Annotated in this window: 12 protein-coding genes; 7 read left to right on the plus strand and 5 right to left on the minus strand. The window is 57.4% G+C overall.

Annotated elements, in window-relative coordinates:
• Positions 1-85: 85 nt before the first annotated feature.
• Positions 86-3229, minus strand: coding sequence for a fibronectin type III domain-containing protein (locus ACM110_RS07195; RefSeq protein ID WP_416127208.1), 3144 nt, complete (start codon positions 3227-3229; stop codon positions 86-88).
• Positions 3196-3945, minus strand: coding sequence for a hypothetical protein (locus ACM110_RS07200; RefSeq protein ID WP_416127209.1), 750 nt, complete (start codon positions 3943-3945; stop codon positions 3196-3198). The genes ACM110_RS07195 and ACM110_RS07200 overlap by 34 nt, the downstream gene beginning before the upstream one ends.
• A gap of 236 nt (positions 3946-4181) precedes the next feature.
• Between ACM110_RS07200 and ACM110_RS07205 the strand changes: the two genes are divergently transcribed.
• A complete protein-coding gene (locus ACM110_RS07205; protein ID WP_416127210.1) occupies positions 4182-5282 on the plus strand; it encodes a DNA alkylation repair protein in 1101 nt (366 codons plus the stop codon).
• Positions 5283-5390: 108 nt separating this feature from the next.
• On the opposite strand, the gene ACM110_RS07210 is transcribed toward ACM110_RS07205, so the two are convergent.
• Positions 5391-6281 carry a LysR family transcriptional regulator gene (locus tag ACM110_RS07210; RefSeq protein ID WP_416127211.1) on the minus strand — a complete coding sequence of 297 codons (891 nt, stop codon included), beginning with the start codon at positions 6279-6281 and terminating at the stop codon, positions 5391-5393.
• 121 nt (positions 6282-6402) lie between these two features.
• Here ACM110_RS07210 and ACM110_RS07215 point away from each other — a divergent pair, with 121 nt between their 5' ends.
• The 3 genes from ACM110_RS07215 to lldD all read left to right on the plus strand — a co-directional run bounded on the left by ACM110_RS07215 (position 6403) and on the right by lldD (position 11163).
• The gene (locus tag ACM110_RS07215) at positions 6403-8049 is read left to right on the plus strand and encodes a GMC family oxidoreductase (protein WP_416127212.1); all 1647 of its coding nucleotides are present in this window, start codon (positions 6403-6405) and stop codon (positions 8047-8049) included.
• A gap of 174 nt (positions 8050-8223) precedes the next feature.
• The gene (locus ACM110_RS07220) at positions 8224-9846 is read left to right on the plus strand and encodes an MFS transporter (RefSeq protein ID WP_416127213.1); all 1623 of its coding nucleotides are present in this window, start codon (positions 8224-8226) and stop codon (positions 9844-9846) included.
• A gap of 165 nt (positions 9847-10011) precedes the next feature.
• Complete coding sequence (gene lldD / locus ACM110_RS07225; protein ID WP_416127214.1) at positions 10012-11163, plus strand: FMN-dependent L-lactate dehydrogenase LldD; 1152 nt, start codon at positions 10012-10014, stop codon at positions 11161-11163.
• Between the two features lie 51 nt (positions 11164-11214).
• On the opposite strand, the gene ACM110_RS07230 is transcribed toward lldD, so the two are convergent.
• Positions 11215-11583: a DUF427 domain-containing protein gene (locus ACM110_RS07230; RefSeq protein WP_416127215.1), complete on the minus strand. Its 369-nt coding sequence runs from the start codon at positions 11581-11583 to the stop codon at positions 11215-11217.
• A gap of 266 nt (positions 11584-11849) precedes the next feature.
• Here ACM110_RS07230 and ACM110_RS07235 point away from each other — a divergent pair, with 266 nt between their 5' ends.
• The 3 genes from ACM110_RS07235 to ACM110_RS07245 all read left to right on the plus strand — a co-directional run bounded on the left by ACM110_RS07235 (position 11850) and on the right by ACM110_RS07245 (position 15195).
• Positions 11850-13799 carry a DNA topoisomerase III gene (locus ACM110_RS07235; RefSeq protein WP_416127216.1) on the plus strand — a complete coding sequence of 650 codons (1950 nt, stop codon included), beginning with the start codon at positions 11850-11852 and terminating at the stop codon, positions 13797-13799.
• Between the two features lie 41 nt (positions 13800-13840).
• Positions 13841-14344: a GNAT family N-acetyltransferase gene (locus tag ACM110_RS07240; RefSeq protein ID WP_416127217.1), complete on the plus strand. Its 504-nt coding sequence runs from the start codon at positions 13841-13843 to the stop codon at positions 14342-14344.
• A gap of 521 nt (positions 14345-14865) precedes the next feature.
• Positions 14866-15195, plus strand: coding sequence for a hypothetical protein (locus ACM110_RS07245; protein WP_416127218.1), 330 nt, complete (start codon positions 14866-14868; stop codon positions 15193-15195).
• A 115-nt stretch (positions 15196-15310) separates the two neighbouring features.
• Here ACM110_RS07245 and ACM110_RS07250 read toward each other — a convergent pair whose 3' ends face one another.
• On the minus strand, positions 15311-16813 hold the full coding sequence (locus ACM110_RS07250; protein ID WP_416127219.1) for an aldehyde dehydrogenase family protein: 1503 nt from the start codon (positions 16811-16813) through the stop codon (positions 15311-15313).
• Positions 16814-16838 lie beyond the last annotated feature (25 nt).

The following is a 16838-nucleotide window of genomic DNA, read 5'->3' on the forward strand; positions in this document are numbered from 1 at the left end:
CGGCGGGGTTACAAAGAAACAGCCACCGCGCTCAATCACGTGTTTCAGTGTTTAAGCGTGGTGGCTGGTTATTAGTGCACCATTTTTACTTTGTGGTTAGCTCGGCAATTAATGGCGTAGATTCCCCAGCGGCGCTACGAGCCGTGATTCTCACACGGTAACGGGTGTTGGAAGGCAGTCGCTCCCTCAGGGTTGGCGCGGATGGAAAGTAGGTAAATTCCTTGTCTTGCGGGTTGATCAGTATGACTCGGTACCCGGTTACAGGCTCATCTGGCGCATCCCATTCGAGGATTGTCGTGTCAGATGATTGGGTGTGGCGGAAGTTGCTTGGAGCGTTCGGATCATCAACCAGTATGTTCACAGCGATCGAAGCTGGCTCGGAGAGATTCCCCGATAGATCCAGAGCGCGAACTTCAAATACATAGTCGCCAGGCATCAAGCCGATGGCGCTGTAATGGTTGAGCGGCGTCCTGTCGAAATACTCATGATTGTTGTAGATCACGTAGTCGCAGAGTCCAATGTCGTCCGTCGACGCCTCCCAGTTCAGCGTGACCGAATCTGAGGTTGTGGTTTCGCGCAGGTTCCCAGGGCTGCTTGGCGCCGTGGTGTCCTTGAGCTCATGGGTAAGGACAGTGGGCTCTGATAACTGCCCGAAAACATCAAAGGCAGCCACACTGATGGTGTATTCGACGCTTGGAGTCAGATTGCCCATTGTCACACCCGGGAGCAGCAACACGTCGCGCCAGAGCTCATCATTGAGCAAGATCCTCACACCAGATGCACCATCAAGAGTCCCCCACTCCAATGTGAGTGAGGCGTCTGTTTCGTCAGTGATGCTTACGTTTGGTTTATTGGGCGGTGGGGCCGGAGGCTGCCCTGTGGTTTTGAATACTGTGGGCTTGCTGGAAGCAGATAGGTTTCCATCCTTGTCCTGAGCTCGTACGAATACGTAATGGAAGGCGCCTGGAGTGAGTTTCGTGAACGTATAACTGGTGTCTTCCGTGGTGAACGCCAGAAACCCGTTCAGGACCACCCGATACCCCGTTACACCGATGTTGTCACTGGAAGGTTCCCATGTCAGCTTTACCGACGTATCGGTGATGTCACTCGCGATGGGTGCGCTTGGCTGTGTGGGTGGAACGTCGTCCACCAGTGTTTTCTCCAGCAAACTTGCCTCGGAACTGGCGCCGTCAAGCTGAGCGCGAACCTTGAACGTGAAGCGGTGTGGGGTAGGTCCCGGTGACAGATCGGACAATTTGAAGGTGTAGCCCCATCGGCCAGGGCCGGTGTTGAAAACCCTGCCGTTGATTGAAATCTCATGGGACGGCAGTTTTCCGAAAACAGGATTCCAGGCCAGACGGCAAAGGCCATTGGTATGGCTGAATCTCAGGTTGGCGGGAGGAGCGAGCAAAGTTTTAAATGTTGCACCGGCAGGCTCGGATACGCCACCTGGGTTGAAAGCACGGACTTCTACGCGATAGTCGAAATGGCTTTTCAAATGGGAAATGGTGAAGCGTGGTTCGCTGGTTTTAACGATGAGAAATCCATTCAGAAAAACTTGGTAAAGGATGTCTAAACCACTTGATGCAGCCCAACGAACCTCCGCCGATGCGGAGGTGATTTGGCTAACTTGGGGAGTGCCCGGTTTGCCAGGAAGAGAATACTTTGTGGTGAATGAAGCAAATTCGGGTTCAGACATGTCGCCAACGGAATTAAACGCCCTCAACTCGACGGCATATGTAGTCGCCTCTTTCAATTCAACAATAGTGTGCGAATTATCCGTTACGAGTATGGGCGACCCGTTATTGATGGTGATTTCATAGCCTGAAACATCACCAGTAGATTGCTCCCAGTAGAGTTCCGCGGAATTTGCAGTTATGCAACCAACCTGAATCGGTCCGGGTTTACCAGGCAATCCAATACGAAGAGCCGTGATGGATTCAACAATAGACGGAAATGCTTGGGGACTCACCGCCCAGACTTCGATGAGAAATTCCTCGTCAATTGGCATTTGCTCAAACACATAACTACTCTCCGATGCGGGAACAAGTTTGGGTGACCCCCCATTTAACGAGATGGCATAATTCGATACGTTTTTACTGACTGAGGGAGTCCAGGCGATAGAGGTATTATCCGGAGTGCGCGATGTCAATTTTAGATCGGTGATATTGTCTGGCCGTGTGGGGTCGAACGTAAAGTCGTAGATGAAATCTTCGCTGGAATTACCGAAACCGTTGTCGAAACTGATCCAGCTTTTGAAAGTAAGTTTTTCACCAGGGTCATAACTGCCAAAGCCGACGTTGGGCGCTACGCCTTCCACGTGCGGAAGTTTAGTTGTGAAGCCTCTAAAATTATGAGTAAAAATTATCGGGAATTGAGGCTCTTCAATTTTGTCCCACATCAGAACTGCACGATAGTATTCATTCACTGGCTCATACTCAGTAATGATAACTTTAGGATTTTTCAGTGCAGGACGCGGTTCGAGCGTTAGTGACGTCCACGATGAATAGAGCCCGTTATTATCTTTTGCTCGAACGTCGAAAGTATATTTGTCTGTCGCGACCAAATCATCAAAGTGATATCGAGGCACTGTTATAAGCCCAATGAATATACCGTTGCGACGCAGTTCGTATCCAGCTATTCCTGAATCATCCGATGAGACGTCCCAGTTAAGACTAACGTTAGTGAACCCGACAAAATAAAATCTAAAATTCCCGGGTATCGTAGGGCTGGTAACATCTTGTTCCAAGTTGAACGGCGGTGAGAACTCCGAGGGAGTTCCGAGAAAGTCAAAAGACCGAACTTTGAACACGTGATTTACGTGAGGCCGTAAATAGGGAATTTGGTATTCATTTTCATTTGTACTGACCAGGAGCTTATCTCCCATGTACACTTCATAGCGGACGACACCTATATTATCGGTTGAGGGAACCCATTTGACGCAGAATGAATTCTCGAGTTGCTCATCCCTAGTGACACTAAGTCCCGCCGGAATACTGGGCGGAGTATTGTCGAATGATCGCAATTTATTAAGCGTTATACATTTATCAACGACGCTAATTTTGGTTTCGAATCTTTCTATGAAATCGACCATCACAATATTGCCATTTTGGAACCCATCTTTGAATGTTTCCCTACGAATGGCATGTCTAGTATCAAGATGTTTCGGACCTGAACCACCATAGACGGTCGCACTCAGCACCCAATATTTAACAGGTGGCGAACGCATTGAGGTGACAACGAGATTTTCGATGTTTTCTTCCGAAGCGTCCTCTCGCCATTGATGGCTGAAACTCCCCCATAGATGACTCTCTGACTGTCCGAAACCGAAGCATAATATGATACTCGATCGGGATACTGCTGACGGATGTCGCCAATAGTCAGATTGGAAGCCGATTCGGGAATCAGCAAATCCTTGATAGGCTCAAAGTGCCGAAGGGCTCGCTCAGCACTATCTGGCCACATTCTTTTAAACTGACGTACGTCAAGTATCAATATTTCCCCTGGATTGCTTTCGATGAAGTGCTTAACACTTCTAACCAAATCTGCCGGGGTTCTCCCTGCGCTAGGATTCTCATACCAAAAACTGTCGTTGCCATGTGTAAATTCAAGTTTTTCCACAAAGACGTATTCTGGTGCGAAATTTCCAACCTGCTTTCTATAACTCCTATCCTCTAGGCGCAAATCGAGATATCGAGCGCCTGCGGCCAGTTGATGGGAGAATGAATTGTTCTGACAGGCGCCATACAACTCTGCTAAACCCCAAGTACCAGCCATATCAACTCCAGAATTATGCGCTCCAGGAATAGCCAATTGGTGCAATTTCAAATGCGCGATGTCCGCCGCCATGTCGGTCATCCAGCGGCTGTAATTGGTGTTGGGTGAGATGGGGTCCGATGAATCTGTTTCTGAAGTGGCGGGAATAGCGGTTAAATCGTTGTTCATGATGGTGCTCCTGTGAGAAAAGGCAGGAGCAATATTGTGCGCTTAACTTAAAGCTCGCATAACTATCAGAACTGTTAGTTGCGCCGACCGGTTTTTTTGCTACCCAAGTTAGGTCACAGCGTTTTTTGACACTCCCTGGCGGTTGTTCGTACTGGAAATGATCCTCTGCGGCGAACGTCGAGCTGTGGGAAACTGCTCACGGAAAACGATGACGCACCAATTCAAGGGATGCAGCAATGGCAACTGATCAATCCTCCCCCGCCCTAAAAGAAATCTTCAACGCCGAACGCCTCCAGCACATCGCCACCGAGATGACGGCGGTCTATCCGGAATTCGACGCCAAGGCCTTCCTGAAACTGGCCAAGACAGACTTGGCGGAGTTGTCGGTGATGCAGCGCATGGCCCGCGTCAGCGAATGCCTGCACGCGGTACTGCCGCTGGGTTTTGAAGCATCGCTTGAGGTATTGCGCGCCCTCGCCCCGCGCCTCAACAGCGGTTTTGTCAGCATGTGCCTGCCGCATTACGTGGCGACTTACGGCGCTGACCGTTTCGAAGTGTCGATGGATGCGCTCAAGTTTTTCACCGCGTTCGGCTCTTCGGAATTCGCCATCCGCCATTTCCTGCGCAGCGACATTGAGCGCTCACTGAAACTGATGCACGACTGGTCGCTGGACGACAATGAACACGTGCGGCGCCTGGCCAGCGAAGGTTGCCGCCCGCGCCTGCCCTGGTCGTTTCGCCTGGAACAGGTTCAGGCCGACCCGAATCTGGCCGCGAGCATCCTCGACAACCTCAAGGCCGACCCCAGCCTTTATGTGCGCAAGTCCGTAGCCAACCACCTCAACGACATCACCAAGGATCATCCCGAGTGGGTGCTGGACCTGATCGAGGGCTGGTCGCTGGATAACAAACATACCGCGTGGATCGCCAGACATGCGTTGCGCAGCCTGATCAAACAGGGCAACCAGCGGGCGTTGGCGATTATTGGTGCGGGCGGCAAGCCTGAAGTCGAGATTATCGATGTGCGGGTCCACCCGCCGGTGATTGGTCTGGGAGAGAAAATCACCCTGTCCTTTGCCGTCAAATCCACGGTCGCGGACAGCCAGCGACTGGTGATCGACTACGCCATCGATTACGTGAAAGCCAACGGCAGCACTTCGGCGAAGGTGTTCAAGCTCAAGGGCCTGACGCTGCCGGGCAATAGCACTGAACGTCTGAGCCGTGGGCAGCACATCAAGGAGCTGACCACTCGCAAGCACTATGCGGGAAAGCATGCGGTGCATGTGATGGTCAATGGCGAGCGGCTGGCCAGTACGGCCTTCGAAATCCTCCCGTAAAACACGATTTCAATGTAGGAGCTGCCGAAGGCTGCGATCTTTTGATCTTGAAAAACAAAATCAAAAGATCGCAGCCTTCGGCAGCTCCTACCAGGATGGGGGTCACCGTTAAATCGAGCCCAGCAGCAAGTCCTGCTCCCGCTCACACAACTCCACCACGTAATCCCACATCACCCGCAACCGTACGGATTTGTGCAACTCACGCCGGGTACTGATCCAGTAGCTGCGCAGAATGCTTTCATCGGGAAACAATGGCACCAGACCCGGATCGGCGCTGGCCATGTAGCACGGCAACACCGCAATCCCCAAACCCGCGCGCGCAGCCTGTTGCTGGGCAATCACACTGGTGCTGTGAAAGACCACCTGCGGGTTGCGGCAGAAACTGTTGAGGAACATCAGTTCCTGGCTGAACAGCAAGTCGTCGACGTAGCCGATCCACGCGTGTCGCCCCAGGTCCTCGCGACTGCCCAGCGGTGGCGCGCGGTCGAGGTAATCCTGGCTGGCGTAAAGCGCCAGGCGATAGTCAGTGAGTTTGCGCGTGACCAGCATGTCGGCGGACGGCCGTTCGAGGTGGATGCTGATTTCCGCTTCGCGATTGAGAATGCTGACAAAGCGCGGCACTGCGACCAGTTCCACCTCCAGTCCCGGATAGCGCTCGAACAAACCGTTCATGCGACTGGCGAGAAACATGATCCCCAGCCCTTCCGTGACACCAACGCGAATCTTGCCGAGCGGCGCCGTGGACTGGGTGATTTCTTCCTGAGCCAGCAACGCAACGTTTTCCATGGCCTCGGCGTGCTTGAGCAGCGCTTCGCCGGCCGGGGTCAGTTCATAACCCTGGGCATGCTGCACGAACAGCGCGGTGCCGAGGCTCTTTTCGACGGCCTCGATATGCCGCGCCACGGTGGCGTGAGTGGTGTTCAAACGGCGGGCAGCGGTGAGCAAACGCCCGCTACGCTGTAGCTCGAGAAAAAACCGCAGGTCATTCCAGTCGAACATCGTCCATCCTTAGGTCGTCGTTGTTTAAAAACGCACAGCAGCTGCGCAAAAACTAACATTCTTTTGACGAAAGCTAACAACTAGGATGACCGACAACAAGAACAACAAGACGAGGCCAGGGATGCAGTCTTCCCTTGATGAATTCGACTACATTGTGGTCGGCGCCGGGCCGGCCGGTTGTCTGCTGGCCAATCGACTGTCGGCCAACCCGCAACACCGGGTGCTGCTGCTCGAAGCCGGTGGTCGCGACAACTATGCGTGGATTCACATCCCCGTGGGGTACCTGTTCTGCATCGGCAACCCGCGCACCGACTGGTGCTTCAAGACGGAAGCGCAACCGGGCCTGCAAGGCCGCACCCTGAGTTACCCGCGCGGCAAGGTGCTGGGTGGCTGCTCGTCGATCAACGGCATGATCTACATGCGCGGCCAGGCTGGCGATTACGATGGCTGGGCCGCCGACGGCAATCCCGGCTGGCGCTGGCAGGATGTGCTGCCGCTGTTCAAGAAAAGCGAAAACCACTTTGCCGGCGACTCGGAGTTCCACGGCGCCAGCGGCAACTGGCGGGTCGAACGCCAGCGCTTGTCCTGGCCGATTCTCGATGCCTTCCGCAGCGCCGCCGAGCAAAGCGGCATCGCCAGCATCGACGACTTCAATCAGGGCGACAACGAAGGCTGCGGCTACTTCCAGGTCAACCAGAAGGCCGGTATTCGCTGGAATGCAGCGAAAGCGTTTCTCAAACCTGTCCGCAACCGCCCCAATCTCACCGTGTTGACCGGCGTCGAAGTCGACCGCGTATTGCTGGAAAACGGCCGAGCGTCAGCGGTCAGCGCCCGCTGGCAAAATCAGGCGAAAACCTTCAAGGCACGCAAGGAAATCGTCCTCTGTGCCGGTTCCGTCGGTTCACCGAGCATCCTGCAACGCTCCGGCATCGGCCCTCGGCCGCTGCTGCAACGTCTGGGCATCGGCGTCGTCCATGAACTGTCCGGCGTCGGCGCTAACTTGCAGGATCACCTGCAACTGCGACTGATCTACAAACTGGAAAACGCCCGCACGCTCAATCAGATCGCTGGCAGCGTGTGGGGCAAAATGGGCATGGGCTTGCGTTATCTGTATGACCGCAGTGGCCCGCTGTCGATGGCGCCGAGTCAGCTCGGTGCGTTCGCCCGATCCGGGCCGGAGCAGACCTCAGCCAATCTTGAATACCACGTGCAACCCCTGTCGCTCGAGCGTTTCGGCGAACCGTTGCACGCGTTCCCGGCGTTCACCGCGTCGGTCTGCGACTTGCGTCCGCAAAGTCGTGGCCGGGTGGAAATCCGCTCGGCCAATCCGCAAGAAGCGCCGTTGATCCAACCCAATTACCTGAGTCACCCGGAGGATCTGCGCGTCGCCGCCGATGCCATCCGCCTAACCCGGCGCATCGTTGCCGCGCCGGCCCTGAAGGCGTTCAAACCGGTCGAGTACCTGCCCGGTGACAGCTTGCAAAGCGAAGAAGACTTGCACGAAGCCGCCGCACGAATCGGCACGACGATTTTCCACCCGGTCGGCACCTGCCGGATGGGCAACGACACGGATGCCGTGGTCGACGCCGAGCTGCGCGTGCACGGCATCCCCGGCCTGCGCATCGCCGACGCCTCGATCATGCCGCGCATCACCTCGGGCAACACCTGTTCACCTACGCTGATGATCGCCGAGAAAGCGGCGCAGCTGATCCTCAACCCCGATACAAGGAGCATCACCCCGCAAAAGGAACTGCTCACGAGCACCTGAATCACACTGTAGGAGCACGGCTTGCCGGCGATGGCGCCCTTGAGATCGCTATCGCCGGCAAGCCGTGCTCCTACAGGCAGCGGTGACACCTGATTTATGGATAACGCGGCACTCGCCCACAAGGCGGGTGACGACAGTGGAACAACAAAAACAATCACTGTGAGGGATACCGATATGTCAGAACATGTTCAGCCCCTGGAAGCCGTGCGCAGCGCGGGCACCAGCAAGGAAACGCAGAAAGTCATCTTCGCTTCATCACTCGGCACGGTGTTCGAGTGGTATGACTTTTTCCTTTATGGCGCCCTCGCGGCGGTGATCAGCAAGCAGTTTTTCGCCGGGGTCAACGACACCACGGCGTTCATCTTCGCGCTGATGGCCTTCGCCGCCGGCTTCATCGTGAGGCCGTTTGGTGCGCTGGTGTTCGGTCGACTGGGGGACATGATCGGGCGTAAATACACCTTCCTCGCGACCATCGTCCTCATGGGCCTGGCGACCTTTTGCGTCGGTTTGCTTCCGACTTACGCCAGCATCGGCATCGCCGCGCCAATCATCCTCGTGGTGCTGCGCATGCTTCAGGGCCTGGCCCTGGGCGGCGAGTACGGCGGCGCTGCGACTTACGTGGCAGAGCACGCGCCGATTGGCAAACGCGGTTTCCACACCAGCTGGATTCAGTCCACCGCCACCCTCGGCCTGTTGCTGTCGTTGCTGGTGGTACTCGGCTGCCGCTACTTCACTGGCGATCAGTTCGAAGTCTGGGGCTGGCGCATTCCATTCCTGTTTTCGATCATTCTGCTGGGCATCTCGACCTGGATTCGCCTGAGCCTTCACGAGTCCCCCGCCTTCGTGAAAATGAAAGAAGAAGGCAAGCTCTGCAAATCGCCGATCCGTGACTCCTTCGGCAAATGGGAAAACCTCAAGGTCGTGCTGATCGCCCTGTTCAGTATTAACGCCGGCCAAGCCGTGACCTTCTATGCGGCGCAGTTCTACGTCCTGTTCTTCCTCACCCAGTTCCTGAAAATGGACCCGGCCGTGGCCAACGGCCTGCTGATTGTCAGCGTGACCATTGGCGCGCCGTTCTTCATTTTCTTCGGCTGGCTGTCGGACAAGGTCGGCCGTAAACCGGTGCTGATGCTCGGCCTGTTGCTGGCCACGGCGCTGTACTTCCCGATCTTCAAGACCCTGGCCCACTACGCGAACCCGGCCATCGACCTGGCCAGCCGCCAGGCGCCGATCACTGTGCTGGCCGACCCGGCCACCTGCACCTTCCAGTTCGACCCGGTGGGCAAGGCGAAATTTGATAGCCCGTGCGACAAGGTCAAGACCTTCCTGGTCAAGCAAGGCCTGCCATATCAGAGCGCGGCCGCCCCGGCTGGCAGCGGCGTGCAGGTCAGCGTTGGCGACGTGAAGATCGACGGTTTCGACGAGGCCGCACTGCGCGGCGCAGTGACCCTCGGCGGTTACCCGCAACAGGCTGACATGCAACAGATCAACAAACCGATGATCGTCGCGCTGATCGTCGCGCTGATCATCATCTCCGCCATGTGCTACGGCCCGCTGGCGGCACTGATGGTCGAACTGTTCCCGACCCGCATCCGCTACACCTCGATGTCGCTGCCGTACCACATCGGCAACGGCTGGTTTGGCGGGTTCCTGCCGACGGTGTCGTTTGCCTTGGTGGTGTACACCGGGGACATCTTCTACGGGCTGTGGTATCCGGTGCTGATCACCGGGGTCAGCCTGGTGGTGGGGATGATCTGTTTGCGTGAGACGCGCAACGTGGATCTGGACAAGAACTGACAGCCCAAAACGCCCCCTGTAGGAGCGAGCTTGCTCGCGATGGACTTGAAAACGCCGCGTTTAGCCAGTAAATACGCGCTATCGTTAACGACCATCGCGAGCAAGCTCGCTCCCACAGAAATTGCGGCGTTCAAGGGCAAAGCCCCACCCGACCGAGGCACCGGCATGATCATTTCTTCTGCATCCGACTATCGCGAGGCAGCTCGTCGCAAACTACCGCGTTTTTTGTTCGATTACATTGATGGCGGCGCCTACGCAGAACACACGCTGCGAGCCAACAGCGCCGACCTCACGGGCATCAGCCTGCGCCAGCGCATTCTGAAAAACGTCGAAACCCTGAGTCTCGAAACCACCCTCTTCGATCAACCCCTCGCAATGCCGATCATCCTCGCGCCAGTGGGCCTGACGGGCATGTTCGCTCGTCGTGGTGAGGTGCAGGCCGTGAGAGCAGCGCAAAACAAAGGCATTCCCCTGTGCCTGTCTACCGTATCGGTGTGTTCGATCGAGGAAGTCGTGGCGCAAAGCGAACAATCCATCTGGTTTCAGCTGTACGTGTTGAAGGACCGCGGCTTCATGCGCAATGCCCTGGAGCGGGCGAAGGCTGCCGGGGTGAAGAACCTTGTGTTCACCGTCGACATGCCCACCCCCGGCGCCCGATATCGCGACGCACACTCGGGCATGTCCGGGCCGTTTGCCTCTTCGCGGCGCATGCTTCAGGCCATGACCCGACCCGACTGGGCGTTCAACGTCGGCCTCATGGGCCGCCCGCATGATCTGGGTAACATCTCCAAATACCTCGGCAAAGCCGTGACGCTCGAAGACTACATGGGCTGGCTGGCCAATAATTTCGATCCATCGATCAGTTGGAGTGACCTGGAATGGATTCGGGATTTCTGGAAAGGCCCGATGATCATCAAAGGCATTCTCGATCCGCAGGATGCCAAGGACGCAGTGAGCTTCGGCGCCGATGGCATTGTCGTGTCGAACCATGGCGGCCGGCAGCTGGACGGCGTGCTTTCCACCACCAAGGCCTTGCCGCCGATCAAACAAGCCATCGGTGATGACCTGACAGTGCTGGTCGACTCGGGCATCCGCTCGGGGCTGGACGTTGTGCGCATGCTGGCGCTCGGGGCCAAAGGCGTTTTGCTGGGACGCTCGATGGCGTATGCGCTGGCCGCGGACGGCCAACGCGGTGTGGAGAACATGCTGGACATCTTTGCCAGGGAAATGCGCGTGGCGATGACGTTGACCGGGGTGACGTCGATTGGTCAGATTGATGAAAACACGCTGGTGCAGGCACTTAGAAGTACCGACTGACGACCATCGTTCAAGCCGTGTGCGGAAACGACTCGTCAGTCGGGACGTCAATCACTCGTCAAGTTCGACGATCTCGAATTTCACCTGATCCGGATAAAACGCCAGGTATCCGCGAATCTGGTCCACCGACACCTTGGGTTCCTCATAGCTCCACACCGCATTGGCGCCTTCATGCCCAGGCACTTGCAGGCTGAAATAACTGGCATCGCCCTTGTACGGGCAATAACTCGTGTGATCGGTGCGAGCGTAGTATTTCTCGTCGATGTCCTCGCGCGGCACGTAGTAAACCGGCGGGTAATTGGCCTCCAGCAACACCAGCGCGCGGGAGGACGCGGCCACCTGGATACCGTGAAATTTCACCAACAGGCAGCCAGGCTGCTCGGCGATGGTGATGACAGGGCTGGGACCTGAGCTTTTCATGGAATACGTTCCTCATGACGGTGATGAACCTGTAGGAGCAAGGCTTGCCCGCGATGGGCTGCGCAGCAGCCCCAAAACCTGAGACCACGATGTATCAGGTATAACGCAAGTTTGCTGAACATGACGGCCACACAGCCGAACGGATTCCCAAACCCCTGAAATCATATGCAACGCTGAAGCTGTACATCCATACAGATAAAGATTGCTCCAGCGCTCGTCACCCGCCATTCTGTGCACCTCCCGGACAATGATCGACGATGGTGGTTATGCGGCTGTACCTCTGTGAAAAACCCTCCCAGGCCAAAGACATTGCGGCCGTGCTCGGCGCCAGGCGCCGTGGCGACGGCTGCTGGCTGGGAACGGGCGTCACGGTGACCTGGTGCATCGGCCATCTGCTGGAAACCGCACCGCCGGACGCGTACGACGCGCGCTACAAGCGCTGGGTATTGGCAGACCTGCCGATCATTCCGGACAAATGGAAGATGACCGTCAAGCCGCGCACGGCCAGTCAGTACAAAGCCGTCAAACGCCTGCTCGGCGAAGCCTCGGAACTGATCATCGCCACGGACGCCGACCGTGAGGGCGAGATGATCGCTCGGGAACTGGTGGAGCATTGCCGCTATCGCGGGCCGATCCAGCGTTTATGGCTGTCGGCACTGGACGACGCCTCGATCCGCAAGGCTCTCGCGGCACTCAAACCGGGGGCGGAAACCTTCAGCCTTTACCATTCCGCGCTGGGACGCAGCCGCGCCGATTGGCTGATCGGGATGAACATGAGCCGTCTGTTCACGCTGCTCGGACGCCAGTCCGGGTATCAGGGCGTGTTACCGGTGGGTCGGGTGCAAACGCCGACCCTGCGCCTGGTGGTGGATCGTGACCGCAGCATTGCCGATTTCGTACCGGTCGCTTATTGGGCCATCGACGTGCAGTTGCTCCACAACGGCACCGCGTTCACCGCGCAATGGCGAGCGGCGTCCGAAGTTTGCGACGATCAGGATCGCTGCCTGAATCAGGCGCTGGCCCAGCAGGCAGCCGCGGCGATGATGGGCGCAGCGAGTGCCCGGGTGATCAAGCTCCGTACCGAACGGATGCGCGAAGTTGCACCGCTGCCGTTCGATTTGGGCACCCTGCAGGAAGTCTGCTCGAAGAAGCTCGGGCTCGGCGCCCAGGAAACCCTCGACGTTGCCCAGGCACTGTACGAAACCCACAAGGTCATCACCTACCCGCGCAGCGACTGTGGTTATCTGCCCGTCAGCCAGCACAGCGAAGCGCCAGGCATTCTGGCAGCCCTGCGTCAGGCTGATCCGGCATTGAACGGCTTGCACGATTACCTTGAACCCCAACGCCGCTCACGGGTGTGGAACGATGCCAAGGTCAGCGCCCACCACGGCATCATCCCCACCGCCGCAGCGAAGAACCTCGAGCGCCTGACCGGCAAACACCGTGCGGTCTACACCCTGATCCGCGCGCGGTATCTGGCGCAGTTCCTGCCCAATCATGAATACGATCGCACCCAGGCTGACTTTGATTGCGCCGGTGAAAGCTTGCGCGCAGTCGGTAAGCAGATCATCGAACCTGGCTGGAAGCGCGCCCTGCCCGAAGCCCTTGCTCCGGCCAAGGGCCGTGAAGCTCCGGCGCCGCAAACGCTACCGAACCTCAAAGAGGGGATTGATTGTGCGGTAGCCAACGTGCAACTCAAGGACCTCTGGACTCAACCGCCCAAACCCTTCACCGAAGGCGACCTGATCAAGGCGATGAAGAACGTCGCCAAACTGGTGGACGACCCACTGCTCAAGCAGAAGCTCAAGGACACCACCGGCATCGGCACCGAAGCGACCCGCGCCTCGATCATCCAGGGCTTGCTCGACCGTGGTTATCTGATCAAGAACGGCAAGGCACTTTCTGCCACCCCGGCCGCGTTCAGCCTGATCGATGCCGTGCCCCGGGCGATTGCCGATCCAGGCACCACAGCAATCTGGGAACAGGCGCTGGACATGGTGCAGAGCGGGGAAATGAGCCTCGAAGAGTTCGTCACCAAACAGGCTGCCTGGATGAGCAAACAAGTCAGCCGCTGCGCCGGGCTGAACCTGACCATCAGCGGCCCGGCGAGCCCCGCCGGACGTGGTGCCACGCCGTGGAAAAACAAACGCAAGCCCGCCAAACGCAAAACACCCACCGGCGCCAAACGCAGCGCGAAACCCGCGAACAAGGGCTGATCGACCATACTGACCGTGCACCAAGACAGGAGCCAGCCAGCATGTCCTTGATTGAGCTGCACGCCGCACAGCGCGATGAACTGGAAACCATTGAAAGCCTGATGCAGTTCTATACCTATGACTTCAGTGAATGGTTGCCGCTGAAGTTGGGTGAACATGGTTTTTTCAGTATCCAGCCCCTGACCGACTATTGGCGAAATCCCACGACCCGGGCTTTTTTGATCCGGGTCGACGGCGAACTGGCCGGTTTCGTGACCGTAGATGACGACACTCATCTGCCCGGTGCCCAATTCAACATGGGCTACCTGTTTGTGAGTCGACGCTTTCGTGGCCAAGGTGTCGCAAAAATTGTCGTTTCCACCCTCTTGAGCCAATTCCCCGGTCAATGGCAAATTTTCCATCTCGATGCGAACACGCCAGCGCGACAGTTCTGGGCCACCGTGATGCCGGGGCTCAGCTCCAGCGGATTCACCTTGCATCAGCAGAGAATCAAGGGTCATCCCTGCACGCTCTACCGCTTTGAGGTTTCGCCGCTGTCGTCCTGACCTGCGCTTTCCACCCCTTTTCTTAATTCCAGACAGCTTTGTCAGACAATATGTAGTGCCTTAAAATAATCACTACAAAACCGTTGACGCCTTCGATTTGCCCTTGCATGATGCAGATGTCTCCCCGATCGGGAGTACACGCAACACGCTTGAGCAAGCTCGTCTGACCGCCGAGCTGTTTTTTCCGGATACACGCTGCCCACAAGGCAGATTGAAGAAGCTGACCTGGCCTGAACGTCCAGTACAAGGGCGAGAAGCGCTGGCGATCCGTCCTCATGAAGCTTGTGGCCGACCCTGAAAACGTCGGCAGGGGCCAACAGGTTATCGCCGCTTCTCTTCGTTGTGACGCTATTGCGTAGCAGTTATTCAACACGACTACATGCAACAGACGCGGGACTCGTCGATTTCGACGGACGACTGCTGACGTCCTGGTTTCGGTGCCAGGGATCAACTAACCGATGGGCTACTTGTATTAGCGAATCAACTTTGAAAGATCACCAAATGGTCAAGGGGGCTTTATCATGAATCTGAACAATCAACCTACTATCGAAGAACTGGCTCGTATGTTCGCGGCGCAAAAAGACAGCCACGACAGCCATATCCTGTGGATCAGCAAGTCGGGCCAGGTTCATATCGACTGCCTGTCGCCGCATGCCCATGAAGCGGAGTTCGACCAGAACAACCAGAACCTGCTGGCCCGACTGAAGATGTATCGTCGCGGCCACGGCTATGTCGGCAAGAAAGCCGCGGCCGACAAGGACTTCATCGGTAATGTTCTGCAAACGCTGAAACAGGCGTGGGGCTCGATGCAGAACAACAACGAAGTTCGGGTGATTGATCGGTTCTACTAATTGAAATGAGTCGTTAACGACTTATTGATTAAAGGGCCTGCTCCTAATAAGAGCAGGTCTTTTTTATGTCTTCCAGATAACCATTGTTGGAGCGAGCCTGCTCGCAAGGAAGGCCTTAGCGTTTGACACCCAGATCGACCTGGGTCATGCGGCTGCGGATGGTGAACACGCCATCACCGGAGAGAATTGCGCTGCGTGCGAACAGGCGCCCGCTCTCCCAGTTCGACAGGCCCAGTTCGGGCTTGTTGAGTGCGTACTGGCCGTCGACCCAACGGGTAATGCCGTTGCCGACGAAGGGTGCGTTGACCGCGTTGTAGAAACGCTCCTGGGTCGCCGCGTTTTCACTGATCAACGACACAGTGAACTGCGGACTGTAGCGATTGAACAAGGCGATGGCGCTGTCCAGGTCGTCGACGATTTTCAGGCTGACTTCCGGGGTTTCTTCCCATTCCCACTCGCGGCCCAGTTGATCTTCGGGTAGCGGTTCGGCCAGTGCTTCGGTCTGGTAGCCTTCGGCGCGGTAGACCTCGACGGTTGCGTTTTGCCAATCAGCGGGCAGGAATGACTCGCTGCCTTCGACGATGTGCAACTTGCAGCCCTGGCCGCGCGCCTTGCCAGCCTGTTGCAATGCATCGAGAAACAGCGGCACCAGTTCCGCTGCGCGATCACGGTGGATCAGGCAGACGTTCAAGGTATTGCAGACTTTGCGGTCGAGGGAGTTGCGCACCACGGTGGCGAAGCGGGTGGCATCGGCGTCGGTATCAGCGATCAGCCAGGCGCCACCGGTGCCGTGCAGGCTGACGGCGGTGCCGGCCTGTTGCGCGATACTGCCCAACTGGCTGACGGCGCGACCCGAACCACGGGCTACGGCCAGCGAGAGACGCCGGTCGGCGAACATCGCCCAACCGGCGGCATGGTTGACGCTTTCCACCAGCGACACCGCGCCATTCGGCAATCCGGCAGCGGCGAGCGCCGGGTTCAGTGCATGGCTGACAATGGCTTGGGCGGTGCCCAACGCGTCGCTGCCGATACGCAGCACGGCCGTATTGCCGGTGCGCAACACGCCAGCGGCATCGGCGAAGACATTCGGCCGGCCTTCAAAGACAAACGCGACAATGCCCAGTGGCGACACCACTTGCTCGACTTTCCAGCCGTCGTGCTCGACGCAACTGATCACCTTGCCACGCGAGGCAGACGCGTCGCGCCAGGCGCGCAGGCCGGCGATCATGTCACCACGCATGCGCTCATCGGCCAGCAAGCGCGTGGTCGACCGGCCTCGGGCCTTGGCTCGTTCGATGTCGGCCTGGTTGGCCGCTTCGATCAAGGCCCAGCAATCCGCAGTTTCCAGGCGTTGAGCGAACAGATCGAAGAAATGGCTGATCGCTTGATCCGACACTGCCGACATCGCACCAAACGCCGCTTCGGCGCGCTCGATAGCCACTGCGGCCGCCTGCTGGTCGGCCACCGGAATCAGCAACAATTCGCCGCTGACCTGTTCCACCAGCAGGTGGTCTCCGGGCTGGAAGCGTGCCGCCAGTTCGGGGCTGACCACAGTGACACGATTACCGGCGAAAGGGATCGGCGTGCCAGCGACTAGACGTTCGAGCGCGAGAGACATGAAGCGGTTTCACCATGCAATGGGC

Origin of the sequence: Pseudomonas sp. NFX98 (genome assembly GCF_047784845.1) — a bacterium.
Classification (GTDB): Bacteria; Pseudomonadota; Gammaproteobacteria; order Pseudomonadales; family Pseudomonadaceae; genus Aquipseudomonas.